A 23,990-nucleotide genomic window follows, 5' to 3' on the forward strand; every position below is an offset into this window, starting at 1 on the left:
GCCGGCCCGCCGGCCTACTGTTCGCCGAGCTTCATCGACGGATCGTAATCCTTGCCGTCGACCACCTTGGTGACGGGCTGGGCGCATTTCATGACGCCTTCTGCCGCGTCGAAGGCATAGGCGGGGCTGCCGGCCAGCTCCCACCCCTTTGACAGGGCAAGGGAAACCTTGTGGCAGAAGGCGGCGTCGTCGACGCCTGTCAGCAGACGATAAAGCTTCATGACCTGTCCTTCGGATTGGGGATCGATTCGGCGATGTCGAGGAGCCGCCGTGCGTCGGCGAGATGCAGCCGCTCCACCATCCGCCCGCCGATGCCGATAACGCCACGGCCAGAATTGGCCGGGTCGTCGAAGGCGGCGACGATGTCACGCGCGGCTTCCACCTCTTCGGCGGTGGGGCCGAAGGCGGCGTTGGCACGCTCCACCTGCGAGGGGTGGATCAGCGTCTTGCCATCGAAGCCCATGCGCCGGCCGGCGGCGCATTCGGCGGCGAAACCTTCGGCATCCCGGAAATCGTTGTAGACGCCATCCAGCACGGGAATGCCGTAGGCCCGCGCGGCCAGCACGATCTGGGCCAGCCAGGGGATGAGTTCGGGCCGGCCGGCGGAAGGGCGCAGTCGGCCGGCGGCGACGATGTCGTTCGGCCCGGCAATGAGCGCCCCCAGCGGATAGGCCATCCGCACGGCGGCGATCGCGCCCGCATTCAGGATGCCGAGCGGCGTTTCCACCATCGCCCACACCTGCAGGGCCGGCGGGGCGTCCGTCTGCTCCAGCGCCGCCGACACATCGAGGAGATCGGCGGCCCTATCCACTTTCGGCACCAGGATCGCATCCGCATGCGCGCCGCGCGCCATCAAAAGATCTTCGGTGCCTTCCGGCGTCGCCAGCGGGTTGATGCGCACCACCCGCATGGCGCTGCCCCGGGGCGTCGCCAGATGATCGCGCAGGCGCTCTCGTGCCTCGGCCTTTTCTTCCGGTGCTGCGGAATCCTCCAGATCGAAGATCAGCGCATCGGCGTCGAAATCGGCGCTGCGCGCCAGCGCGCGGCCGTTTGCGGCGGGCACGAACAAGGCGGATCTCAGAAAGCGCGGTGTCTGTGTCATCCCTGCTTCCTGCCAAATGCCGCCGGATGCCGCAATGGTTTTGACCCGCCTGCCACCTTGATATATCGGAAAGCGGAAAAAGCCATGTAGCCGAGGAGACATGCGATGCAGAAGTTCGACACGCTGACGGGCGTTGCCGCCCCGCTGCCCATCGTCAACATCGATACCGACATGATCATCCCCAAGGATTACCTGAAGACGATCAAGCGCACGGGTCTCGGCGTCGGCCTTTTCGCCAATATGCGCTACCGCGAGGACGGTTCGCCCGATCCGGATTTCGTGCTGAACAAGCCGGCCTACTCCAAGGCCGAGATCCTGATCGCGGGGGACAATTTCGGTTGTGGCTCCTCGCGCGAGCATGCCCCCTGGGCGCTGCTCGATTTCGGCATACGCTGCGTCATCTCCACGTCCTTCGCCGACATCTTCTACAATAACTGCTTCCAGAACGGCATCCTGCCGATCCGCGTGACCCCGCAGGAACTGGAAGAGCTTCTCAAGGATGCCGAGAAGGGCTCCAACGCGCGGCTGTCCGTCGATCTCGACACCCAGGAGATCCGCCGGCCGGACGGTCAGGTGATCCATTTCGACCTGGAGGCATCGCGCAAGCACCGGCTTCTCAACGGTCTCGACGATATCGGCACGACCCTCGAGCGCGCGCCCGGCATTTCGACCTTCGAGCAGAAGCTCGCCGAAGACCGCCCCTGGGCCTGAACGCGTCGGCCCTGCCCGATCTTTCATAATTCCGATTACCGGCCGGAGGACCGCCGCATGACAACCCGTAACCTGCTTCTTCTTCCCGGTGACGGGATCGGCCCGGAAACCATGGCCGAGGTGGAGAAGCTGATCGCCCTCATGAACGCGGAAGCGGGCACGGGTTTCACCATCGAGCGCGGCCTGGTGGGCGGTTCGGCCTACGACGCGCATGGCGTGCCGATCTCCGATGCCGACATGGCGCTGGCCCTGGCCGCGGACGCCGTCCTGTTCGGCGCCGTGGGCGGTCCGAAATGGGATGGCGTGCCCTACGAGCATCGGCCGGAAGCCGGGCTTCTGCGCCTGCGCAAGGAGCTTGAACTCTTTGCCAATCTGCGCCCGGCCATCTGCTATCCGGCCCTGGCCGACGCCTCCTCGCTGAAGCGCGAGCTGGTCGACGGGCTCGACATCCTTATCGTGCGGGAGTTGACCGGCGGCGTCTATTTCGGCGAGCCGAAGGAAATCCGCGATCTGGGCAATGGCCAGAAGCGCGGCATCGACACGCAGGTCTACGATACCTACGAAATCGAGCGCATCGCACGCGCCGCCTTCGAGCTGGCGCGCACGCGGCGCGGCAAGGTGACGTCGATGGAAAAGCGCAACGTCATGAAATCCGGCGTCCTATGGAACGAGGTCGTCACGGCAACCCATGCCGATTACGCAGACGTGACGCTGGAGCATATGCTGGCCGATGCCGGGGGCATGCAGCTGGTTCGCGCGCCCAAGCAGTTCGATGTCATCGTGACGGACAACCTCTTCGGCGACATGCTGTCCGATATCGCGGCCATGCTGACGGGCTCGCTCGGCATGCTGCCGTCCGCTTCGCTCGGCCGGCCGGACGACGCCACAGGACGGCGGCGCGCCATGTACGAGCCGGTACACGGTTCGGCGCCCGATATCGCCGGACGCGGCGTCGCCAACCCCATCGCCATGATCGCTTCGTTCGCCATGTGCCTGCGCTATTCCTTCGGCATGGTCGGCGAAGCCGACAAGCTGGAAGCCTCGATCGCGGAAGTGCTGGAAAAAGGCATCCGCACGGCGGACATCGTTGCCGAAGGCACGCGACAGGTCGGCACGGAAGAGATGGGCGACGCCATCGCAGCGGTCTTCCGCGACAAGCTCGCCGCCGCCTGAGGGCGCAAACAAGATCCAAAAGGAAAGGGCCCCGGTGTCTCCACCGGGGCCCTTTTTCATGTGTCGCAGGCTCTGCCGTCAGTCCAGCTTATGGATATCGACGTGGCGGGTATCGCGCAGGAAGATCATGCCGACGATCAGCGACATCGCGGCGATGACCACGGGATACCAGAGACCGGAGTAGATGTTGCCCGTTGCCGCCACGATGGCGAACGACGTCGTGGGCAGGAAGCCGCCGAACCAGCCATTGCCGATGTGATAGGGCAGCGACATGGACGTGTAGCGGATACGCGTCGGGAAGAGTTCCACCAGATAGGCCGCGATCGGTCCGTAGACCATCGTAACCAGGAAAACCAGGAAGAACAGGATGGCCGTGGTGCCGACATAATTGATCTCGGCCGGGTTTGCGGCCGCCGGGTAGCCGGCCGCACGGATCGCATCCGTCGCTGCTACGCCGAAGGCATCGGTCTGCGTCTTCAGGTCGGCGGCCGACAGGCCTTCACCCTCGAAGCTCTGGATGACCACGTCGCCGACGCGCACGTTGGCCACTGTGCCGGCAGGCGCTTCGATATTGTCGTAGTTCACGGCGTTCCTGGCCAGGAACGCCTTGGCAATATCGCAGGAACTGGTGAAGCGGCTCGTTCCGACCGGGTTGAACTGGAACGAGCAGGTGGCCGGGTCGGCGGTCACATGGACCGGCGCGGAAGCCTGCGCCGCCGCGAGGGTGGGGTTGGCCATGCGCGTCAGCATCTGGAAGGCCGGGAACAGCGTCACCACCGACAGGGCAAGACCCGCCATGATCACCGCCTTGCGCCCGATCCGATCCGACAGGATGCCGAAGATCAGGAAGAAGGGCGTCGCCAGCAGCAGGGCCACCGCCATCATGATGTTGGCGGTCGCGCCGTCCACCTTCAGCGTCTGAGTCAGGAAGAAGAGGGCGTAGAACTGCCCCGTATACCAGACCACCGCCTGGCCGGCCGTCAGGCCGAACAGCGCCAGAAGCACGATCTTCAGGTTCGGCCACTGGCCGAAGGATTCACGCAAGGGGCTCTTGGACGCCTTGCCCTCCGCTTTCATCTTCTGGAACACCGGGCTTTCGTTCAGCTTGGTGCGGATCCAGACCGAGATTGCCAGAAGGAAGATGGAGATCAGGAACGGAATGCGCCATCCCCACTCGGCGAATGCCGCCTCGCCCATGATCGTCCGGGTGCCGAGAATGATGACCAGCGACAGGAACAGGCCCATCGTGGCCGTCGTCTGGATCCACGAGGTGAAGTAGCCGCGCTTGCCGTTGGGCGAATGCTCGGCGACGTACACCACGGCGCCGCCGTATTCGCCGCCGAGGGCAAGGCCCTGCAGGAGGCGGAGGATGATCAGGATGATCGGGGCAAGCACGCCGATCGACGCATAGTTGGGCAAAAGGCCGACCAGGAAGGTCGACAGGCCCATGATGATGATGGTGATGAGGAAGGTGTATTTACGCCCGACGAGGTCGCCCAGCCGCCCGAAGACGAGGGCGCCGAACGGGCGCACCGCGAAGCCGGCGGCAAAGGCCAGCAACGCGAAGATGAAGCCTGCCGTCGGATTGACACCGGCAAAGAACTGCGCGGCGATGATGGCCGCCAGAGAGCCGTAGAGATAGAAGTCGTACCATTCGAATACGGTACCGAGCGATGAGGCGATGATCACCTTCCGCTCTTCCCGCGTCATGCTGGTCTTGCTTTCGGACGCGGTCGTATCATTGTAGCTTGCCACGTAGTTCCCCTCCCGGCCGCTGTTTGTAGGCGGTCTCGTTGCTTACACACCGACGTGTCCTGATGTGTGTTGACAGGCACGCTAACCTATCCAGCGTAAATGAAAAGTGGCAAAATTCTGTCTGGGGAAATCCTGCGGAGCGCCGGCACACGCTGGTCTGTCGATGGTCACGGAACGAGGGCGCCCACATCGCCGTTGTCTTGTACATCGATAAGTTAGACAGGGAATCTCAGGATATGATCAGAGGTTTGATCAAGGCCGTGGTAATCGGCTGGGTAATGAAGAAACTGTTCGGCCACGAGGATCGTGACGAGCGCGGCAGGCGTCGCGGCGCGCGCTGAGCGCCCCGCGGCCCTTCGATTGACAAGCCGCGCCCGAGGGCGCATATGCGGGCCCATGTTCACACGCTCCACGATTAAAACCGCGATTAGCTGATACCTTCGTCCCGCACTCCCCCGGGACGGGGTTGGAGGCGTTTGACGAGGTCGCGGGGAGCAGAGGAACTGGGTCCAAGATGGGTTACAAGGTAGCTGTCGTCGGCGCGACGGGTAATGTCGGCCGGGAAATACTCAACATTCTTCACGAGCGCGGCTTTCCGGCCGATGAGGTCGTGGTGCTGGCGTCGCGCCGCAGCCAGGGCAAGGAAGTCACATTCGGCGACAAGACCTTGAAGATCCGTGCGCTCGAAACCTACGATTTCGCCGATACGGATATTGCGCTGATGTCGGCCGGTGGTTCGGTCGCCAAGGAATGGGCCCCCCGGATCGCCGCGCAGGGCTGCGTGGTCATCGATAATTCCTCGGCCTTTCGTTACGAGCAGGACGTACCGCTGATCGTGCCGGAAGTGAACGCCGATGCGGTGTCCGGCTTCCGCAAGCGGAACATCATCGCCAATCCAAACTGCTCCACCGCACAGCTGGTCGTGGCGCTTAAGCCGCTGCATGACCGCGCCACCATTCGTCGCGTCGTCGTGTCGACCTACCAGTCGGTCTCGGGAGCCGGCAAGGAAGGCATGGACGAGCTGTTCGAGCAGAGCCGCGCCGTTTTCGTGGCGGACCCGGTCACCGCCCGCAAGTTCACCAAGCGCATCGCCTTCAACGTCATTCCGCATATCGATGTCTTCATGGAAGACGGGTCGACGAAGGAAGAATGGAAGGTGATGGCCGAAACCAAGAAAATGCTGGATCCGCGGATCAAGGTCACGTGCACGGCCGTCCGCGTTCCTGTCTTCATCGGCCACTCCGAAGCCGTGAACATCGAGTTCGAGAACCCGATCACCGCAGACGAGGCGCGCGACATCCTGCGCGAAGCGCCCGGTTGCCTGGTGATCGACAAGCATGAGGACGGCGGTTACGTGACGCCGCTCGAGACGGCCGGCGAGGATGCCACCTATATTTCACGTATTCGCGAGGATCAGACGCTCGAAAACGGCCTGAACATCTGGGTCGTCGCCGACAACCTCCGCAAGGGCGCGGCGTTGAATGCCGTGCAGATCGCCGAGTTGCTGGTCAACCGCAAGCTGCTGGACCAGCGTCAGGCGGCCTGATGGTTCAACCGGCGGCCGAGCCACGCGTTCGGCCGCCATGCGGCCACAGTCTGGTTGCAGCGCCGTTCATGCAATATTAACCATGGACGGCGCACATCCTGCGCGAGCTTTCTGAGAGATGAGCCTGCGATGAAAAAGACCCTGGCCGCTTGTGTTTCCCTTGCCGTTCTCGGCGGTTGCACGACGACGAACCCCTATACAAACGAGTCCCAGATTTCGCGCACGGCTGCAGGCACCGGCATCGGCGCCGGCGTCGGCGCGCTGGGTGGCCTTCTCGTGGGTGAGATCGCCGGCGTGGATCGCGGACGGGCAGCGCTTCTGGGCGCCGGCGTCGGCGCCCTGACGGGCGGCGGGATCGGCGTCTACATGGACCGGCAGGAAGCCGATCTGCGTGCGCAGTTGCAGGGAACGGGCGTTTCCGTAACGCGGCAGGGCGACCGCATCATCCTGAACATGCCGTCCAACATCACCTTCGCGACGGATCAGGATCAGGTCCGCTCCGAATTCTACCCGACGCTGACATCGGTCGCGATCGTGCTCAACAAGTACAACCAGACCATCGTGGATGTGATGGGCCACACCGACAATGTCGGTGCCGAGGGATACAATTTCGCGCTGTCCCAGCGTCGCGCTGCCAGCGTGGGCCAGTTCCTGCAGACGCAGGGTGTCACGGGCAATCGCCTCAACATCCAGGGCTTCGGCATGTCACGGCCGATCGCATCCAATGCGACCGAGCAGGGCCGTGCGCAGAACCGCCGTGTCGAGATCGCCATTTCGCCGCTGCAGGGCGGTTAATCGAAGCCAAGGCTTTGCAATCTGGGGCCGGCATCTGCCGGCCCCTTTTTTATGCCTGCAATTGGCGAGAGCGCCGGTCGAGCCAGCCCGACAACAGCGCGACACACACGCCCAGCACGGCCATGACCAGAGCCCCAAGCGGAAGATCGCGATAGCTCAGGCCGAGGGTGATCAATGCACCGCCGAACCAGGCCCCGATCGCATTTCCAAGGTTGAAGGCGCTCTGGTTGAAGGTGGAAGCCAGGTTTCGCGCCCCGACCGCGCGGGAGACGATCCGCATCTGTATCGGTGCGACCAGCCCAAAGACGACGATACCCCACAGGAACATGACGCCGATCATGACCGGCGCGTTCGTCATGGCCGGATAGAGCGCGATCATGACGACGACCATCGCCACGAACAGCCCGATGATCGCCGGCATCATCTTCCAGTCGGCCAGCCGTCCTCCCAGCACATTGCCGATCGTCAGGCCGACACCGAAGACCAGCAGGACGTAAGGAACGCTGGCGGGTGCAAGCCCGGTCACCTGCTCCAGCATCGGGGCGATGTAGGTGAAGACGGAAAAGAACGCGACCGAAGCCAGCACGCTGAGCAGCATGGCCAGAAGCACCTGCACCCGGGTCAGCGCACGGATCTCGTCCCGGAAGGCAATGCCGGCCAGAGGATAGCTGCGGGGCAGGAAGACGTAGAGGGCGATGCCGGACAGGATGCTGAGCCCGGTAACGGCCCAGAACGTCGCGCGCCAGCCATAGGCCTGGCCGATGAACGTGCCGAGGGGTACGCCCATCACATTGGCCAGCGTCATCCCGACGAACATCAGCGAGATGGCCTGGGCCTGCCGGCCGGGCGGCGAGATATCGGCTGCCAGCACGGCGCCGATACCGAAGAAGGTGGCGTGGGCCAGCGCGGTGAAGACGCGGGCCGCCATCAGCAGGCCGTAGCCGGGCGCCAGGGCGCAGGCAAGGTTGCCTAAGATGAAGATGACGACCATCCAGAGCAGAAGCCGCCGGCGCTCCATGCGCGACGTCAGCCCGGCCAGCAGCGGGCCGCCGAAGACGACGCCCAGGGCATAGCCGGTCACCAGCAGACCTGCCTGCGGGATGGTGACCCCGAGATCGTCGGCGACACCCGGGAGAAGGCCCATGATTCCGAATTCGCCGACGCCGATGGCAAAGGATGCGATCGACAGGGCTGCCAGGGCAGGCGCTTCGCTGCCAAAACCCTTGGCAGCAGAGACATCGGCGTTGCCGGCCGGCGGCACGGTGTCCGCGACATCGGTTGTCGGAAGCATGATGGAAGCCTGTCGAAGGTGGATGGCGCGCGCTATGGTCGCCTCTGATCGACCATACTGCAGCGCATCATTGGCAACAAGATGACGAGGGGAGATTGTTAAGCGACCATGACGATCCATCTTTTTGTAATGGTCGTCATTTTCCCTTTGCATCGACGCGGTGCCATTGTTATAGAGGCGCCCGTCGGCTTGGTTCGGCACCCCGCTGGGGGATAGTTTAAGGGTAGAACAACGGACTCTGACTCCGTTAGTCTTGGTTCGAATCCAGGTCCCCCAGCCAAATTTCAAAACACCGCAATGTGCGCTTTTTGCTTTGATCGGGACGGTGTACCGCCTCGTTTCATGTCGCAGCCTACTGCCGATGCGCCCCTCGCATCTGCAGTCACCGCTTTGCCGCTGCCGCGACCAATCCCGACAGCAGCCTGTTGTTATCCCCGCGACTGCTGATATTCCTGGAGAACCGCCTCTAGAGGGCCATGGGAGCGCATTTTACCGTGCTCCATCCACAGGCCGGTTGTGCACCATTTGCGCAGCAGTTCTTCCGAGTGGGAGGCCATGATCAGCATCCCGGCCTGGCCGATGAACTCGTTCAGCCGGCGCTCCGCCTGCTCCAGGAATGCGGCATCGCCGGCACCGATCCCCTCGTCGATCAAAAGCACCTCCGGCGTAATGGAGGTGGAGATCGCAAAGGCAAGGCGCGTTGACATGCCCGCGCTGTAGGTTCGCATCGGCATGTTGAGGAATTCGCCGAGCCCGGTGGCCTCGCCGATTTCCGTCTGGCGCGCCTCGATCTCCTTGCGGGAATAGCCAAGCAGCATGCCGCGCAGGATGATGTTGTCCCAGCCCGAAGCATCCGGGTCCATGCCGAAACCGATATCGAACATGGCGGCTGTGCCGCCTTCGACGCGGAGCGAACCGCCGGTCGGTTCGTAGATGCCCGCCAGGACGCGCAGTAGGGTCGACTTGCCGGCACCATTATGGCCGACGAGGCCTAGCCGCGTGCCGTGAGGAAGATCGAGCGTCAGATCGTCGATGGCGCGGACGGTCAGCTTGCCACGCCCCTCGCGCGGCCGGATCTGTCCGCCTGTCGCGGCAGCGAGAACCTTGTTCTTCAGGGACCGGCTCGTTGCGTCGAATATGACGATGTCGACCTGTACGTTCTGCAGTGTGATCGATGCCATCGTATCAAGCCCAATACGCTATGCGAGCACGAAACCGTGCGAGAAAGAGAGTGGCGACCACGCCCATCACCGCTGTCAGGATTCCAACGACGACCCAGTTTTCCACGGTTCCAGTGCCACCGAGAAGCGGGTCCCGCGCAATCTCTATGAAGTGATAGAAGGGGTTGAAATGCACGAAGACCGCGCGCTCGGGAAGCTGTGTGGCGCTCCATATGATCGGTGTCATGAAGAAGGCCACCTGGGTGATGCTCTGAACGATCATCGGCATATCGCGGAAGCGGGCCGAGAACGGGCCGAGGATCATCGCGCAGAAGATCACGTTCAACAGGATGAGTAACATGGCCGGCAGGAACAGAAGCCCGCTCCAGCCCGGATTCAGCTGAAAGATTACGGCGACGACGACGAAAATCAGAAGATTATGCGCGAAGGTGATCAGCTGTGCCCAGGCGAACTGCAGCACATAGACCATCAATGGCAAATGGATCTGACGGACGGACGAGGCGGCTGAGGTGAAAACGGTGCAGGCATTGTTGATTGCGCTGCCGATAAACCCCCACAAGATCAGGCCGGTCGCCAGGAACGGCAGGTAGGTGGAGATATCCATGCCGAATATCTGCGAATACAGGACGCCTAGGCCGCCGACCATCACGCCCATGGAGAGCGTCAGCCAGAGCGGACCAAGAACGGAACGCTGGTAAAGACGACGCACGTCGCGCCAGCCAAGAAACAACCAGAGTTCGCGCATTCCGATCGCGTGCTTGACGTCCCGGCCCAGGGCCGCGAGCCGTTGCGCGAAAGACTGTCCCGCATGAGATACGAGAACGCGTTGACCGCCTGCGCCTGTCATATGCTTCTGCCTTGGATGGTCACTTGTCATACGTTGGATAGACAAGTTTTTCGGTGAGGCGCCTATAGCCAATTCGTGATCGGCTGTCCAACAAGGCCGGCATATTGTTACCGGCCGTTGGAGTGGAAGGCGTCGCTGGATACGCGTTTGACAAGCCGGCGGACGGAAACCGGCATCGCCGCATAGAAAGGTGTGACGAACCATAGGTAACGCATGACGAATACGCCAAGGCGGCTTGGACGGCGCACATGGACACTATCCGTATCAAGGACGTCCAGGGCGTTGGCCTTCAAAGCGTCCGAGGTCAGGCCGTCCGGCAATGCGGGGATCATGGAAGCGGTAACGGTTGCTGCCCCTGCCTGACCCGCGATGGCCGGGAATAAACGTTCGAAAGCGTGGGCCGCCGTTCCATCGGTCTGTCCCTTCTCAGCCGGAAACGCACCGGCGTAATCGAGCTGTCCAAGGGCCTGGAAAGCATCGGACCGAAACCAGAACATGGTTCCGGCGGCGAAATACGGGGTCTTTGCCAAGAGCGTTTCGAGGTCGACACGCAGCCGTGATGCGATCTTGCGCATTGCCCCCATGTTGCGGCCGATATGGCGGTCCAGTGAACACAGCGAATTATCGGGAGCGACGATCCCAATGCCGGGGTCGGACGCGATCCGGGAGACGATGGCGGCAACCTCGTCCGCAGACGGCAACAGGGATTGCAGCAGGGCATCTCGCCACGAGACACCGTCAAGCCTGTGCAGCGATTTCTTGCCATGCAGTTTAAGCCCGACGTCGAACGGCTCGGCCCGCCGCAGCATTTCGAGAAACGGGAGGACGTCGCGACCGCGGTTCTCGGTTGGATAAGTCGACATCGCAAGGAGGTATTCGGACTTCGGAGGGTCGAATTGATCCGGATCGGAAGTCGTTGTCAGGACGATGCGATATGGTATCGCCATGCATGCCTGCAGACGGTCGCGGATCGGTGCCCATGTATCGGGATAATGAATGTGCACGAAGACGGTTACGGACGTCACCGTTTGCCTCCTGCGGCGAAACCGGAGCGTGCCGCGTCAATCGCTCGTCCGACAAAGCCGGGCGACCAGGGTGATTTAAGCGCGTAGGCGAGCACCTGCAGCGGGACATAGATCATCGAACGCAGCTTCCAGCTTGTGGGCACGTGGGCAAGCCGAAGCAACAATGCCTGACTGTAGACGTAATTGAGCATGCGAGCCGCCTTCTGACGGGGAAAGGCGACCGGACCAAGGCGCACAATGCCGTTGCCGACCCGATGTGGCATGATGGAAGCGGTATCGCACCACAGGCTGTAGCCGCGAGACCGGGCCCGGAACGACCACTCCACATCGACGCCGTCCATCCTGAGATCCTCCCGGAAGGGGCCGATCGCCTCGAAGGCCGGGAGATCGAGGCAGCAACCGGAAACGATCAGATAGGCAACCTCTTCCCTGGCATCCGAGCGCCGTCCCGTAGGGCGATAGGACGGTGCCTTGGACTGAGGCTCGGCAGCCGTGGGCATGGGCCCCACCGCGGCAGGCCTGTAACCCTGTCGCCCTATCTCGCCAAGTACCGCGTCGAGCGCCCAGGGCAGTTGCGGCTCGACGTCGCTATCCTGATCGAAGAAGATCAGCCTCTTGAAGCCATCCTCGATCGCGGCAGCGACCATCTTGTTCAGACCAGTGGCGATTCCGGCGTTATGGGGCGACTGGATGACGCGGAAAGCATCACGACCCTCGAAGATCGCCAATCCATCAAGATCGATCGCCTCACCGGTTGGGCCGTCGATATAGACATAGATGCGTTCCGTGCAGCCGGCGAGAACACCTGAAAGCCTTTCGAGGGCGGCATGGTCTGGACGGTAGACCGTTATCGCGGCGGCGAGACCGCTGCTGCGCGGCCGGTTCATGGACCCCACCGTCGATAGAGTGCCGTCGTAGCGGCGACGACGTCCCTTTCGGTGAACCCGCGTTCGACCCGGTCACGTGCCGACGCACCATAAGAACGAACCCGATCCGGATCGAACCAAAGGGAAACAAGCGCGTCTTCGAGCGCCTTCACATCGTCGGGAGCGACCACTAACCCATCGACCCGATCGCGCACGAAGCTTCGGCAACCCGGAACATCGGTGGTCAGCAGTGCGCGGCCGCATGCTGCGGCCTCAAGCAAAGTTCTCGGCAGCCCCTCCCCGCCGCGCGACGGCAGGCAAGCCACATGATGGACGCTCCAGACGGCACGAACGTCGATTGCCACGCCGTGCCAGTCGATACCCTCGCGCGCCGACCAGCTTTGCAAGGTCGCCTTCGGTATGGACTTGGGGTTCTGGGCATCCGGCGCCCCGAACAGCGACAGCTCGATCGCTCCGCCCCGTGCACGGGCCCTTGTGACGGCTTCGACAGCCAGATCGATCCCTTTCGACCAGACCATGCGGGCGACGATCGCCACCTTGAGCGGCGGAATTTCGGGCATTGGAGTAGGGCGGAAGTGATCGGGATCGATGCCGGCGCCTCCGACGATGGTAACCCGCGCATTCCCCTGCTCGAAGCCGAAGCTGACGGGGTCGTCCGGGTTCTCGAACAGATACTGCGTCTCGCGCGTTTCAAGCGCTTTGCGTATCAGCCATACGATGGACCGCGCCGAGAAGCGGCCCAGTCGGTCCTTGCGCGCCGTCAGGACGCCGCCGCCGGTGACGGCGAAGACACGTTTGCCGATGCCGGCAAGCGAGGCCGCCACGCTGCCCACGATGATGGAGCGCAAGGCGATCAGATGCACCCGGTCGATGTTTTCACGACGCAGGATCGCGGCCATGCGTGCGATCGACCCCAGGATCGCGAAGGGATTGAGGCTGCGCCTGTCGGCTTCGAATGCAATGACCCGCGCACCGGCATCGGCGATCCTGTCGCCATGCTTTCGAACCCGCGCGATCACGACGGGCTCCAGGCCTGCATCGCGGGCCGCGCGGATCATCGGCAGGAAATGCGACGCGAAGAACCAGTCCTCCGTCACTATGAATGCGAGTCTCCGGCCGCCGTTCATCCGCGTTCGATACCCCTGGTCTTACCGAGCGTCAGCCGAAGCCTCCAGGCATCGCTCGATACCGGATTGCCATGTCGGGAGCCGGTAAGCGAAAGTCCGGGTAAACAGATTGGTGTCGAGGCGGGAGTTTGCCGGGCGCCGTGCGGGTGTCGGATACTCGGAGGTGCCGATCGGCTCCACCGTCGCTGCCGCACCGCCGAGGGCTGCCGATCGGCGGAATATTTCCTCCGCAAAACCCGCCCACGTCGTCTCGCCGGCGGAGACCATGTGGAACACACCGGAGGGGGTGCTGGCGTCGGAAACGAGCCGCTGCGCAACGGCGAGTATCCCTTCGGCGATGTCGGGCGCGTAGGTTGGCGTGCCATGCTGGTCCGCCACGACCCGCAGAGTATCGCGTGTTTCAGCCAGCCGCAGCATCGTCTTCAGGAAGTTGTTGCCATAGGGGCCATAGACCCAAGCCGTACGCAGTATAACGTGACGGGGGTTGGCGGCGGCGACGGCCGCTTCACCTGCCAGCTTGCTGCGGCCATAAGCGCCCTGCGGCCCCGTCGGATCGGTCTCGACATAAGGCGTCGCCTTGTCGCCGGGAAAGACATAGTCGGTGGAGATGTGGATGATCGGCAGACCGGCAGCGGCGGCCGCGGCCGCGACGTTGCCGGCGCCCGTCGCATTGACGGCAAAAGCCGTCTCTTCTTCGCTTTCGGCCCTGTCGACCGCAGTATAGGCCGCCGCATTGACAATCACGTCGGGTCGGAAGGCCGCGATCGCGCGGTCGATCGACGACGGGTCGGTCAAGTCGAGTGTCGGCCTGCCCAGAGCTTCGATCTGCAGATCGTCGGTCTGCTTGGCAAGCAGGGCCTGCGCCACCTGCCCCTCGCGTCCGGTTACAAGAAGTCGCAACGTCATGCGGAAGCCTTCTGGCCCAGCCGTTCGCCGCTATAACGCTTCTCGCGTATGGGTCGCCACCAGGCCTCGTTGTCGAGGTACCAGCGCACAGTCTTTTCGAGGCCGCTCTCGAAGTTCTCCTGCGCCTGCCAACCGAGTTCATTCTCGATACGTGTCGCATCGATCGCATAGCGCAGATCGTGGCCGGGCCGGTCTGTCACGAAGCGGATCAGGTCGCGGCGCTTGCCTCCGTCGGCAAGCGGCCGGAGCCTGTCCAGCGTATCGCAGATCGTCTCGACGACGGTCAGGTTGGACCGCTCGTTGCGCCCGCCGATGTTATAGGATCGGCCCGGCTCTCCTTTGGTGGCGACCAGCGCCAAGGCGCGGGCGTGGTCTTCCACGAACAGCCAGTCACGGACGTTCTCACCTTTGCCGTAGACCGGAAGCTCCTTTCCTTCCAAACCATTCAGGATGACCAGGGGAATGAGCTTTTCGGGGAAGTGAAACGGCCCGTAATTGTTAGAGCAGTTCGAAAGCACTACCGGCATATGGTAGGTGTGGTGCCAGGCCATCACCAGATGGTCCGATGAGGCCTTCGACGCCGAGTAAGGCGATGACGGCGCGTAGGGCGTCTCTTCCGTGAAGAGGCTACCGTCGAGCGGAAGCTGGCCATAGACCTCGTCGGTCGAGATATGATGGAACCTGAAGGCCTCCTGCTGCGCAGGCTTCAATGCGTTCCAGTAGGCACGCGCCGCCTCCAGAAGCTGGTAAGTGCCGACAATATTGGTCTGGATGAAGTCACCCGGCCCATCGATGGAGCGGTCGACATGGCTTTCGGCGGCCAGATGCATGATCGCATCCGGCTGCGTTTCCGCAAGGACCCCCTCCACGAAGGCCCGGTCGCAGATATCGCCCCGCACGAAGCGGTAGCGGGCGTCGCCCTCCAGCTCTGCCACCGAGCCGAGGGTTGCCGCATAGGTGAGCTTGTCGAGGTTGACGACCTCGTGCTCGGTATCGTGGATCAGATGGCGGCAGACCGCCGAACCGATGAAGCCGGCACCGCCGGTGACAAGGATCTTCAACGCTCAGGCTCCAAATACGAAAGGCGTTTCAACCTGCGCCAGATATGGCGCTGCCGCATCCTTTGCCGAAAGCACCGGCATGCGGCCTCCCAGCGGCCAGTCGATCCCGATATCGGGATCGTCGAAGCGGATGGATCGATCATGCTCGGCACTGTAGGGCGCGGAAACCTTGTAGAAGACCTCCGTATCCGGCTCCAGCGTCAGGAAGCCATGCGCGAAGCCGGCCGGCACGAGGATCTGGTTGAAGGCGTCCGCCGACAATTCCAGCGAGACCCAATTGCCGAAATCGGGCGAACCCTTCCTTATATCCACCGCGACATCCAGGATGCGGCCCTTGAGGACGCGGACCAGCTTGTCCTGCGCAAAGGGCGGCTCCTGATAATGAAGGCCGCGCAGGGTGAACGGTTCGGCCGAGAATGACTGGTTGTCCTGAATCCACTCGGTCGCGACGCCCGCATCGTGAAAGCGCTGCCGATTATATGTTTCGGCAAAGAAGCCACGGTCGTCGCCGAACTTGCGGGGCTTGATCTCAAGCACGTCCTGCAAGGCAAGCTTTCTTATATCGAGCATCATCTCTCCATGAAAGTCGCCACCTCGGCAGGGTGGCCCGCGATGCATATTCGTTTCAAATCGCTCTAGACCAAATCCGGCAGAAAGGAAAATCGCCCTTTGGTAGGCGTATCGCCGCGCCATGCAGGAAAATCTTTCGCAGCCGACAGTCTTCCGGTAGAAGGCGGCGATTGTTTGCATGGAGTGGGACAGGCTTATGAAGGGGATCATCCTCGCCGGCGGAAGCGGAACGCGTCTGCATCCGATGACGCTCGTGGCGTCGAAGCAGCTTCTGCCCGTTTACGACAAGCCGATGATCTATTATCCGCTGTCTGTCCTGATGTCCGCCGGGATCCGCGAGATCCTCATCATATCCACGCCGCACGATCTGCCCCGCTTCCAGGCCCTGCTTGGCAGCGGAGAACGGCTCGGGATCAAGCTGTCCTACGCAGAGCAGCCAAGCCCCGACGGCCTTGCGCAGGCCTATCTGATCGGCGAGGAGTTCATCGGCGGCGAGCCATCGTCGCTGATCCTGGGTGACAACCTTTTCTACGGGCATGGCCTGCCCGAACTGCTGGGCAATGCCTCCAGCCGCGCCGACGGTGCAACGGTCTTCGCCTACCATGTCAGCGATCCCGAAAGGTACGGCGTGGTCGAGTTCGGGCCAGACGGCCGCGCCGTTTCCATCGAGGAAAAGCCGACGCAGCCGAAATCCAACTGGGCCATCACCGGCCTCTATTTCTACGATGGCCGCGCGTCGGAGATCGCGCGCAGCCTCAAGCCGTCCCCGCGCGGCGAACTCGAGATCACCGACCTCAACAAGGTCTATCTCGAGGAAGGCAAACTCTCCGTCGAACCGATGGGACGCGGCTTTGCCTGGCTCGACACCGGTACGCCGGATTCGCTGCTGCAGGCCGCGGAGTTCGTGCAGACGCTCGAGCAGCGGCAGGGGTTCAAGGTCTGCTGCCCCGAGGAGATCGCCTTCGTCAACGGCTTCATCGACGCCGACCAGTTGCGCTCGCTCGGCCGCGAACTCGGCAAGAGCACCTATGGCCAGTATCTTCTGCGCATAGCCGACGACGGTCTTAGAACACCGTTCTGACCGTCCGGTAGACGCAACCTGTCATTGTTTCGTCATCGACCTGTCATGCGGGTGTAGCGCCCTTTTGCTTGGAAGCGGCATCGCCACAGCAAGAGGTTCGCCCCCGTGCGCCACCCCATGACCCTGCCCCTCGCCGCGCTGCTTCTGACGTCATCGGCCTTGTCCGCGGCGGCCGAGCCCGTCTTCAATCGTATCGCGTCCTTTCCGGTTGCGCTGAACCTGCCCGAGGGTGTCGACCGCGACAGCGAGACTTCGGCCGAGATCATCGCGGCCTCGAGCGACGGGACGATGCTCGTCTATTCCGACAGCCCGCATGGCGGCATAGGTTTCATCGATATCACGGATGCGAAGGCCCCGAAGGCGGCCGGATACGTGGCCTTCGAAGGCGAGCCGACATCCGTCGCCATGGCCGGGGCCAATGTGCTGGTGGGCCTGCGGACATCGGATTCCAAGACGGACCCGGCGGGTGATCTGGCCGCCGTCTCGCTGTCCGGGCACGCGGTCGTGGCCAGATGCGAGCTTGGCGGCCAGCCGGATTCCGTTGCCGTGTCGCCGGATGGCACGATGGCGGCCGTCGCGATCGAGAACGAGCGTGACGAAGAGCTGAACGATGGTGCCCTGCCCCAACTGCCGGCCGGCTATGTGGTGCTGCTTGCGCTGTCGAACGGACTGCCGGACTGCGAAAGCCTCAGGAAGGTCGACGTGACCGGGCTTGCCGAGATTGCCCCGGAAGACCCGGAACCCGAATTCGTCGCCTTCAACGATGCCAACGAACTGGCCGTCACCTTGCAGGAGAACAACCATATCGTGATCATCGACGGCGCGTCCGGCACCGTCACAGGCCACTTCAGCGCCGGAACCATCGCGCTGGAAGGGATCGACGCAGAGGACGACGGCGTCCTGTCCTTTTCCAATTCGCTCGATGCCCGCCCGCGCGAGCCCGATGCCGTCAAATGGCTGGATAGCCGGCGTCTGGTGATCGCCAACGAAGGCGACTGGAAGGGCGGCACGCGGGGGTTCACCATCTTCAACCGCAACGGCAGCGTTTCCTATGAATCCGGCCCCTCCTTCGAGATGCATGTCGCGCGGGCCGGCCATTATCCGGACAAGCGGTCCGACGCGAAGGGCGTGGAACCCGAAGGGCTCGAAGTCGCGCGCTTCAGCGATGACGACCTGATCTTCGTTCTGTCGGAACGCGGCTCCGTCGTCGGCGTCTACCGCGACACGGGCGGTGATCCCAAATTCCTGCAATTGCTGCCGTCCGGCATATCGCCGGAGGGGGCTGTCGCCATCCCCGGACGCAATCTCCTGGCTACCGCGAACGAGGCCGATCTGGTGGAAGACGGTGCCGCACGCAGCCACGTCATGCTGTTCGAGCGCAGCGAGGGCAAGCCGGCCTATCCGCAGCTCGTGTCCGATGATCGGGACGGCAAGCCCATCGGCTGGGGCGCGCTGGGGGCACTCGCAGCAGATGCCACGCAAGCCGGTTGGCTCTATGCCGCCAGCGACAGCGTCTACAAGGGCGCACCAACCATCTTCACCATCGACGCCACGGCGGCGCCCGCACGCATCGTCGATGCCATGACCGTTACCGAAAACGGCGAGCCGGCAGGCAAGCTGGATATCGAGGGACTTGCGCTCGACGGCAAGGGCGGCTTCTGGCTTGCCAGCGAGGGCGACGCCGCGAAGGAGGTTCCGCACCGGCTGGTGCATGTCGACGCTTCCGGCGCCATCGTGGAATCGGTTGCGTTTCCGGACATCCTCCTGGCCGGCCAGACGCGGTTTGGCGCCGAGGGTATCGCGCTCGATGGCGACAGGCTCTGGGTTGCCATCCAGCGCCCCTGGGCCGACGATCCTGCCGGTATGACGAAGCTGCTGGCCTATGACCTCGGAACCAGACAATGGGGCGCCGTGCGCTACCCGCTGGAAGCGCCCGCCCAGGAGGGCGCCTGGGTCGGCCTGTCGGAGCTGACGATCCACGACGGGCATGCCTATCTGATCGAGCGCGACAACCTGATCGGCGACAAGGCCGCGCTGAAAAGCCTGACGCGCGTCAGCCTTGCCGATATGCAGCCGGCTGCGCTGGGCGGCGATCTTCCGGTCGTTCGCAAGGAGCTTGTCCGCGACTTCATCCCCGACCTCAAGTCACAGACCAACGGATACGTGGTGGACAAGGTCGAGGGGTTCGCCATCGACGCCGAAGGCTTCGGCTTCGTGGTCACCGACAATGACGGGGTCGACGACTCCTCCGGCGAGACGCTCTTCTTCGGGATCGGCCGCATGGACGAGCAGTCGGCCGCCCTGTCCGCCCAATAAGGCCTATGCCCCGGCGAGGCCCCGCAGTATAGAGGCAGGACACGCTTCAAACTGTCGGACGTCGCCGGGATATGCTGCAGCCAGCCTTCCACATCCGAAGCTACGGGCTTTGCCACCCGCCGGAGCGGCACGACTTCGCACAGTTCGTGCTGCCATTGCGCGGCAGCTTCGAGATGGAGATCGGCGGACGCACCAATCGTGTGTCTCCCATGCGCGCCGCCTTCGTGGAAGAAGGCGTATCTCATTGTCAGGAGGCTGCCGGGGCAAACCGGTCGTTGATCGTCGATGTCGACATGACGCTGCTGCCGGCCTGCCAGATAGACCGGCTTCGCCTTCGTCCCTTTCCAGCCATATCGCGTATGTCGGCACGGCTGGTCGAATACATGGCGCTGGCGACAGCCGGTACGCCCGATGGGGCAGCCCCCGGGGCGCAGCCGTGGCTGGCACTTCTGGTAGACAATCTTGCAGACACCAGACCCACGTCCCGCGACGCCTTCGACGCCATGCTGGCCGCGGTCGAGACGCGCCCGCAGGACCGATGGACGACGCGCTCGATGGCGCAGGCCGCCGGAATGAGCGTCAGCCGCCTGCACGACCGGTTCCGCACGACGATGGACACCACCCCGCACGCCTTTCTGGACGCCGCGCGCCTGCGGCTGGCCGGCGATCTTCTGGCCACCGGAACATTGCCGCTGGCGGAAATTGCCCTGGCTGCCGGCTATGGCGACCAAAGCGCCCTGTCGCGCGCCATGCGCCGTGCGCTGGATACGACGCCGGCCGCCTATCGCCGGGCCATGCGAGAAAACGCCGCTTCGTCGTAGAAATCGCCAATCCGGGGTCGGAAAAACCAGCTATCGAGGGTCACGATCCATTCAAGACGGCGCGGACGCACGATGAAACTGAACGACTTCGACACGCTGACCTTCGATTGCTACGGCACGCTCATCGATTGGGAAAGCGGCATGGTGGAAGGCTTGCGCAGCCTGACCGGGCGTCTGCAGAACAGCCTGTCCCGCGATCAGATCCTGCAGGCGCATGCCCGGCACGAATCTGCCCAGCAGGCGTGGACGCCCGCGCGCCCCTACCGGGAGCTTCTGGCCATCGTCTACAAACGCCTTGCGGAAGAATGGGGGATCGAGGCGTCGTTGGCCGATTGCGAGGCCTATGGCGACAGCGTCAAGGATTGGCCGACCTTCCCGGATTCAGCAGAAGCCCTGGCTTACCTCAAGTCGCATTATCGCCTGGTGATCCTGTCCAATGTGGACAATCGTTCCTTTGCGCACAGCCAACGCAAACTCGGCGTCGCCTTCGATGCCGTCTATACGGCCGAAGACATCGGCTCGTACAAGCCAGCCGCCCGAAACTTCGACTATATGCTGGAAAACCTCGGGGGCCTGGGCGTGGAGAAAGGCCGTATCCTGCATACGGCGGAAAGCCTCTTCCACGACCATCGGCCTGCCAATGCCATGGGCCTGAAGAGTTGCTGGATCTACCGCCGGCATGCGCAATCGGGCTTCGGCGCGACGATGGACCCCGGCGTCATGCCGCATGTCGATTTTCGCTTCGACAGCATGGCAGACCTGGCTGCCGCCCATCACGCCGAAACGCGCTAGCTATTCTCCCCCAAGCGCCTTGCGACGCCGGTGCAGTTCGTCGAGCGTCTCTTGCTGCTCTTCCAGCCGTCGGGCGATGTTTTCCTCGTTAGCGGCGCCGGAGGCCGCTGCCGCCGCTTCCGTCAGGTCGCGCATATTGGCTTCCACCATCTGGATTTCGCTGTCCAGGGCCGCAAGCTCGTCCGTTTCACTCATCGATAGGTCTCCGTTCTGAGAGTCCTTGAAGATGTGGGTCGGCGCCGGCCAAGGGCAATGCGCGTCAGGCCGGCGGGCACTCCACCGCGATGGCGGTTGCCTCGCCACCGCCGATGCAGAGCGAGGCGATACCACGCCGAAGGCCCCTCGCCCGAAGAGCGTGGACCAGCGTCACGATCAGGCGTGCTCCCGTCGCGCCGATCGGATGGCCAAGCGCACAGGCGCCGCCATTGACGTTCAGCCGCTCGCGCGGGATCGACAGTTCGCGCGCGGCCGCCATGGCGACCAGCGCGAACGCCTCGTTGATCTCGAACAGATCGACATCGTCGACGCGCCAGTCCAGCCGGTCGAGCAGCCTGGCGATCGCCGGGATAGGCGCCGTCGCGTACCATGCCGGCTCCTGGGCATGGGTGGTGTGGCCAAGTATCGTTGCCAGCACGGGCAGGCCGTGCGCGCGTGCATGGGCCGAGGTGGTCAGAAGCAGCGCAGCAGCGCCATCCGCGTTCACCGAGGCGCTTGCCGCCGTGATCGTGCCATCGGGCCTGAAAGCCGGCTTCAGGCCGGGAATACGCTCCGGCTGCACCTTCATCGGATGTTCGTCCGTATCCACGACGGTTTCGCCGCCCTTGCCCGATACGGTCAGCGGCGCGATTTCGGCCGCGAAGGCGCCGTCGGCCGCCGCAGAACGGGCACGCGTCAGGGTTTCCATGGCGAAGGCGTCCTGGTCGGCCCGCGAAAACTGATACGCGGCGGCAACCGCCTCGCCGAAATCGCCCATCGGACGCCCTCTCTCATAGGCGTCCTCGAGACCGTCCAGCATCATGTGATCGAACACCGTATCGTGACCGACGCGGTAGCCGTTGCGGGCGCGCTTCAACAGATAGGGAGCATTGGACATCGACTCCATGCCGCCGCTCACCACCACCGACGCCGACCCGGCGCGGATCAGGTCGTGAGCCAGCATGGTTGCCTTCATTCCCGAGCCGCAGACCTTGTTGATCGTCGTGGCGGCGACACTGTCGGGCAGCCCGGCGCCGCGCGCGGCCTGCCGCGCAGGAGCCTGGCCCTGGCCGGCCGGCAGGACGCAGCCCATGAGAACCTCGTCCACCGATGCGCCATCCGGATTTCCTGCCCGCTCCAGGGCCGCCGCAATGACATGGGCGCCGAGCTGCGGCGCCTCGAACGGCGCCAAGGCACCCGATAGCCGCCCCAGCGGCGTGCGGACGGCAGAGACGATGACGACGGACTGGTCCGATACGGACATGCTGGTATCCTCCCGGTGACGCGCGCTGTTAACCGCGCTTGCGACTGGACGTCTTATGCAGCATCTTGCGGTCGCGGAACAACAGCATCGCCCCCATGCGACGGGTCGATGCTGCACTGCAAAACAGCGTAAGGGCGAAATTCACTATGCGCCCGGGTTGCGCACATACATGCACCGATGTATCTATGTCGCACTGCAAATCAGACGCGTCGACCCATGCCCGGAGTCCGCGCTGTCGTCCGTGCGGCCCGACGCCGCAACAGCAAAGGCATCCCGATGCGTAAGATGAAGACACTCGTCCTGCTGCCCCTCGTGGCCTCGACACTGCTTCTGGCGGCCTGCCGGGGCGAAGAGCAGGCCGGTGGCGGGGGTGCTCCGCAGATGCCGCCATCCCAGGTCGGCATCGTGACCACCCAGCGCGAGGCTCTGCCTGTCGTCTCCGATCTTCCCGGGCGCATCGCCCCGACCCGTATCGCCGAGGTGCGTCCGCGCGTGGGCGGCATCATCGTGCGCCGCGTCTTCGAGCAGGGCTCCGATGTGGAAGAGGGCCAGCCGCTGTTCGAGATCGACCGCGCGACCTACGAAGTCGAGGTCGAGGCCGCCCGTGCCGCCGTCATGCGCGCCGAGGCCGTGCTTCTGCAGGCCAACCAGGATGCCGAACGCGCACGCCAGCTCGTCTCGACGCGGACGACCAGCCAGTCGAGCCTGGACACGGCCATCGCCACGCAGAAGCAGGCCGAAGCCGACCTTGCATCCGCCCGGGCCTCGCTGCGCGGTGCCGAGATCAACCTCGACTACACCACGGTGCGTGCGCCGATCGCCGGCCGGATCGGCCGCGCGCTGGTTACCGAGGGCGCCCTCGTCAGCCAGAACAACACCGAGGCGCTTGCCACCATCCAGCAGCTCGACCCGGTCTATGCAGACGTCCAGCAGCCGGTTACGGAGCTCATCCGCCTGCGCAACGCGCTGGCGCGCGGCGAGCTGGAGCAGATCGAGCCGGACGTCGCCAAGGTCAGCCTGATGCTGGACGACGGCTCCAGCTACGGCGAGCCGGGACGACTTCTGTTTTCGGAAGCCACGGTCGATCCGGCAAGCGGCCAGGTGACGCTGCGCAGCGAGTTCCCCAACAGCGACGGCAACCTCCTGCCGGGCATGTATGTGCGCGTTGCGGTGGAGCAGGGTATCGACCAGGCCGCCATTGCCGTGCCCAGCCAGGCCGTGCAGCGCGATACGGCGGGCCGGGCGCAGCTCTTCGTGCTCGACCCGGACAACAAGGTCATGCTTCGCAACGTCGTCATCGGCCGCGCCATCGGCAACCGTGCGGTCGTTTCCCAGGGTCTGGAGGCGGGAGAGCGCGTCGTCGTGGACGGGTTCCAGAAGACCGGTCCGGGCGCAACCGTCGAGCCGGTCGAATGGACCGATCCGTCGCAGGCCCAGCCGGCCGGTGCGGAGGGCGGCGACGCCCAGACACAAACCCCGACCGAGGCTGCGCCGCAAGGCGATGCGGCACCGGCCGGCCAGACGGCCGAATAAGGGACCGACAG

The 23,990-nt window shown here is 63.9% G+C and carries 22 protein-coding genes, 1 tRNA gene and 1 pseudogene; 10 read left to right on the forward strand and 14 right to left on the reverse strand.

All coding sequences use genetic code 11. The features are described from left to right. Nucleotides 1-14: 14 nt before the first annotated feature. Together AUL31_RS19065 and AUL31_RS19070 are read right to left on the reverse strand one after the other, a co-directional pair. Nucleotides 15-221 (reverse strand): DUF1737 domain-containing protein, encoded by a 207-nt coding sequence (locus AUL31_RS19065; protein WP_060610448.1) that lies wholly within the window; start codon nt 219-221, stop codon nt 15-17. Continuing rightward, entirely contained in the window at nt 218-1,102 is an 885-nt protein-coding gene (locus tag AUL31_RS19070; RefSeq protein ID WP_060610451.1) for an HpcH/HpaI aldolase/citrate lyase family protein, read from the reverse strand. Before AUL31_RS19070 ends, AUL31_RS19065 begins: the two co-directional genes overlap by 4 nt. A gap of 105 nt (nt 1,103-1,207) precedes the next feature. On the opposite strand from AUL31_RS19070, the gene leuD reads away from it, so the two are divergent. Together leuD and leuB are read left to right on the forward strand one after the other, a co-directional pair. Beyond that, on the forward strand, nt 1,208-1,813 hold the full coding sequence (gene leuD, locus AUL31_RS19075) for a 3-isopropylmalate dehydratase small subunit (protein WP_060610454.1): 606 nt from the start codon (nt 1,208-1,210) through the stop codon (nt 1,811-1,813). Nucleotides 1,814-1,870: 57 nt separating this feature from the next. Next, the gene (gene leuB, locus AUL31_RS19080; RefSeq protein WP_060610457.1) at nt 1,871-2,986 is read left to right on the forward strand and encodes a 3-isopropylmalate dehydrogenase; all 1,116 of its coding nucleotides are present in this window, start codon (nt 1,871-1,873) and stop codon (nt 2,984-2,986) included. Between the two features lie 78 nt (nt 2,987-3,064). Here the strand turns inward: leuB and AUL31_RS19085 are convergent, their stop codons facing one another. Then, nucleotides 3,065-4,696, reverse strand: a complete 1,632-nt coding sequence (locus AUL31_RS19085) for an MFS transporter (protein ID WP_060610664.1) — start codon at nt 4,694-4,696, stop codon at nt 3,065-3,067. A 559-nt stretch (nt 4,697-5,255) separates the two neighbouring features. Here AUL31_RS19085 and AUL31_RS19090 point away from each other — a divergent pair. Then, nucleotides 5,256-6,287: an aspartate-semialdehyde dehydrogenase gene (locus AUL31_RS19090; RefSeq protein ID WP_060610460.1), complete on the forward strand. Its 1,032-nt coding sequence runs from the start codon at nt 5,256-5,258 to the stop codon at nt 6,285-6,287. A gap of 129 nt (nt 6,288-6,416) precedes the next feature. After that, nucleotides 6,417-7,082, forward strand: coding sequence for an OmpA family protein (locus tag AUL31_RS19095; protein WP_060610463.1), 666 nt, complete (start codon nt 6,417-6,419; stop codon nt 7,080-7,082). Nucleotides 7,083-7,131: 49 nt separating this feature from the next. On the opposite strand, the gene AUL31_RS19100 is transcribed toward AUL31_RS19095, so the two are convergent. Beyond that, nucleotides 7,132-8,373, reverse strand: a complete 1,242-nt coding sequence (locus tag AUL31_RS19100; protein ID WP_082647029.1) for an MFS transporter — start codon at nt 8,371-8,373, stop codon at nt 7,132-7,134. 206 nt (nt 8,374-8,579) lie between these two features. Here AUL31_RS19100 and AUL31_RS19105 point away from each other — a divergent pair. Beyond that, nucleotides 8,580-8,653, forward strand: a tRNA-Gln gene (locus AUL31_RS19105). A 148-nt stretch (nt 8,654-8,801) separates the two neighbouring features. Here AUL31_RS19105 and AUL31_RS19110 read toward each other — a convergent pair. The 8 genes and pseudogenes from AUL31_RS19110 to rfbC all read right to left on the reverse strand — a co-directional run. Further along, a pseudogene (locus AUL31_RS19110) lies at nt 8,802-9,410 on the reverse strand (ABC transporter ATP-binding protein); the annotation flags it as partial. Between the two features lie 148 nt (nt 9,411-9,558). Further along, nucleotides 9,559-10,401 (reverse strand): ABC transporter permease, encoded by an 843-nt coding sequence (locus AUL31_RS19115; protein WP_060610469.1) that lies wholly within the window; start codon nt 10,399-10,401, stop codon nt 9,559-9,561. Nucleotides 10,402-10,508: 107 nt separating this feature from the next. Then, on the reverse strand, nt 10,509-11,426 hold the full coding sequence (locus AUL31_RS19120) for a rhamnan synthesis F family protein (RefSeq protein ID WP_060610473.1): 918 nt from the start codon (nt 11,424-11,426) through the stop codon (nt 10,509-10,511). Continuing rightward, nucleotides 11,423-12,313 carry a glycosyltransferase family protein gene (locus AUL31_RS19125; RefSeq protein ID WP_060610475.1) on the reverse strand — a complete coding sequence of 297 codons (891 nt, stop codon included), beginning with the start codon at nt 12,311-12,313 and terminating at the stop codon, nt 11,423-11,425. Before AUL31_RS19125 ends, AUL31_RS19120 begins: the two co-directional genes overlap by 4 nt. Beyond that, a complete protein-coding gene (locus tag AUL31_RS19130; protein WP_060610478.1) occupies nt 12,310-13,440 on the reverse strand; it encodes a glycosyltransferase family 4 protein in 1,131 nt (376 codons plus the stop codon). Before AUL31_RS19130 ends, AUL31_RS19125 begins: the two co-directional genes overlap by 4 nt. A gap of 21 nt (nt 13,441-13,461) precedes the next feature. Continuing rightward, nucleotides 13,462-14,340 (reverse strand): dTDP-4-dehydrorhamnose reductase, encoded by an 879-nt coding sequence (gene rfbD / locus AUL31_RS19135; RefSeq protein ID WP_060610670.1) that lies wholly within the window; start codon nt 14,338-14,340, stop codon nt 13,462-13,464. Nucleotides 14,341-14,342: 2 nt separating this feature from the next. Then, complete coding sequence (rfbB, locus tag AUL31_RS19140) at nt 14,343-15,407, reverse strand: dTDP-glucose 4,6-dehydratase (protein WP_060610481.1); 1,065 nt, start codon at nt 15,405-15,407, stop codon at nt 14,343-14,345. 3 nt (nt 15,408-15,410) lie between these two features. Next, entirely contained in the window at nt 15,411-15,977 is a 567-nt protein-coding gene (gene rfbC, locus AUL31_RS19145; RefSeq protein ID WP_060610673.1) for a dTDP-4-dehydrorhamnose 3,5-epimerase, read from the reverse strand. Between the two features lie 196 nt (nt 15,978-16,173). Between rfbC and rfbA the strand changes: the two genes are divergently transcribed. The 4 genes from rfbA (at nt 16,174) to AUL31_RS19165 (ending at nt 20,987) form a co-directional block, all read left to right on the forward strand. Beyond that, the gene (gene rfbA, locus AUL31_RS19150; protein ID WP_060610484.1) at nt 16,174-17,058 is read left to right on the forward strand and encodes a glucose-1-phosphate thymidylyltransferase RfbA; all 885 of its coding nucleotides are present in this window, start codon (nt 16,174-16,176) and stop codon (nt 17,056-17,058) included. A gap of 117 nt (nt 17,059-17,175) precedes the next feature. Then, on the forward strand, nt 17,176-19,374 hold the full coding sequence (locus AUL31_RS19155) for an esterase-like activity of phytase family protein (RefSeq protein ID WP_060610489.1): 2,199 nt from the start codon (nt 17,176-17,178) through the stop codon (nt 19,372-19,374). 71 nt (nt 19,375-19,445) lie between these two features. Further along, complete coding sequence (locus AUL31_RS19160) at nt 19,446-20,195, forward strand: AraC family transcriptional regulator (protein WP_060610493.1); 750 nt, start codon at nt 19,446-19,448, stop codon at nt 20,193-20,195. 72 nt (nt 20,196-20,267) lie between these two features. After that, a complete protein-coding gene (locus AUL31_RS19165) occupies nt 20,268-20,987 on the forward strand; it encodes a haloacid dehalogenase type II (protein ID WP_060610496.1) in 720 nt (239 codons plus the stop codon). On the opposite strand, the gene AUL31_RS19170 is transcribed toward AUL31_RS19165, so the two are convergent. Continuing rightward, nucleotides 20,988-21,182: a hypothetical protein gene (locus AUL31_RS19170; RefSeq protein WP_039194985.1), complete on the reverse strand. Its 195-nt coding sequence runs from the start codon at nt 21,180-21,182 to the stop codon at nt 20,988-20,990. Between the two features lie 64 nt (nt 21,183-21,246). Continuing rightward, nucleotides 21,247-22,446, reverse strand: coding sequence for an acetyl-CoA C-acyltransferase (locus AUL31_RS19175; RefSeq protein WP_060610499.1), 1,200 nt, complete (start codon nt 22,444-22,446; stop codon nt 21,247-21,249). A gap of 285 nt (nt 22,447-22,731) precedes the next feature. Between AUL31_RS19175 and AUL31_RS19180 the strand changes: the two genes are divergently transcribed. Continuing rightward, nucleotides 22,732-23,979 (forward strand): efflux RND transporter periplasmic adaptor subunit, encoded by a 1,248-nt coding sequence (locus AUL31_RS19180; protein ID WP_244489462.1) that lies wholly within the window; start codon nt 22,732-22,734, stop codon nt 23,977-23,979. Nucleotides 23,980-23,990 lie beyond the last annotated feature (11 nt).

Origin of the sequence: Aureimonas altamirensis (genome assembly GCF_001463885.1) — a bacterium.
Classification (GTDB): domain Bacteria; phylum Pseudomonadota; class Alphaproteobacteria; order Rhizobiales; family Rhizobiaceae; genus Aureimonas; species Aureimonas altamirensis.

Excerpts from the sequence above, each read along its gene's own strand:
- AUL31_RS19065 (WP_060610448.1), bottom strand. The coding sequence starts at position 221 with ATGAAGCTTTATCGTCTGCTGACAGGCGTCGACGACGCCGCCTTCTGC.
- AUL31_RS19070 (WP_060610451.1), bottom strand. The coding sequence starts at position 1,102 with ATGACACAGACACCGCGCTTTCTGAGATCCGCCTTGTTCGTGCCCGCC.
- leuD (WP_060610454.1), top strand. The coding sequence starts at position 1,208 with ATGCAGAAGTTCGACACGCTGACGGGCGTTGCCGCCCCGCTGCCCATC.
- leuB (WP_060610457.1), top strand. The coding sequence starts at position 1,871 with ATGACAACCCGTAACCTGCTTCTTCTTCCCGGTGACGGGATCGGCCCG.
- AUL31_RS19085 (WP_060610664.1), bottom strand. The coding sequence starts at position 4,696 with ATGACGCGGGAAGAGCGGAAGGTGATCATCGCCTCATCGCTCGGTACC.
- AUL31_RS19090 (WP_060610460.1), top strand. The coding sequence starts at position 5,256 with ATGGGTTACAAGGTAGCTGTCGTCGGCGCGACGGGTAATGTCGGCCGG.
- AUL31_RS19095 (WP_060610463.1), top strand. The coding sequence starts at position 6,417 with ATGAAAAAGACCCTGGCCGCTTGTGTTTCCCTTGCCGTTCTCGGCGGT.
- AUL31_RS19100 (WP_082647029.1), bottom strand. The coding sequence starts at position 8,373 with ATGCTTCCGACAACCGATGTCGCGGACACCGTGCCGCCGGCCGGCAAC.
- AUL31_RS19115 (WP_060610469.1), bottom strand. The coding sequence starts at position 10,401 with ATGACAGGCGCAGGCGGTCAACGCGTTCTCGTATCTCATGCGGGACAG.
- AUL31_RS19125 (WP_060610475.1), bottom strand. The coding sequence starts at position 12,313 with ATGAACCGGCCGCGCAGCAGCGGTCTCGCCGCCGCGATAACGGTCTAC.
- AUL31_RS19130 (WP_060610478.1), bottom strand. The coding sequence starts at position 13,440 with ATGAACGGCGGCCGGAGACTCGCATTCATAGTGACGGAGGACTGGTTC.
- rfbC (WP_060610673.1), bottom strand. The coding sequence starts at position 15,977 with ATGCTCGATATAAGAAAGCTTGCCTTGCAGGACGTGCTTGAGATCAAG.
- rfbA (WP_060610484.1), top strand. The coding sequence starts at position 16,174 with ATGAAGGGGATCATCCTCGCCGGCGGAAGCGGAACGCGTCTGCATCCG.
- AUL31_RS19155 (WP_060610489.1), top strand. The coding sequence starts at position 17,176 with ATGACCCTGCCCCTCGCCGCGCTGCTTCTGACGTCATCGGCCTTGTCC.
- AUL31_RS19160 (WP_060610493.1), top strand. The coding sequence starts at position 19,446 with ATGCTGCAGCCAGCCTTCCACATCCGAAGCTACGGGCTTTGCCACCCG.
- AUL31_RS19165 (WP_060610496.1), top strand. The coding sequence starts at position 20,268 with ATGAAACTGAACGACTTCGACACGCTGACCTTCGATTGCTACGGCACG.
- AUL31_RS19170 (WP_039194985.1), bottom strand. The coding sequence starts at position 21,182 with ATGAGTGAAACGGACGAGCTTGCGGCCCTGGACAGCGAAATCCAGATG.
- AUL31_RS19175 (WP_060610499.1), bottom strand. The coding sequence starts at position 22,446 with ATGTCCGTATCGGACCAGTCCGTCGTCATCGTCTCTGCCGTCCGCACG.
- AUL31_RS19180 (WP_244489462.1), top strand. The coding sequence starts at position 22,732 with ATGAAGACACTCGTCCTGCTGCCCCTCGTGGCCTCGACACTGCTTCTG.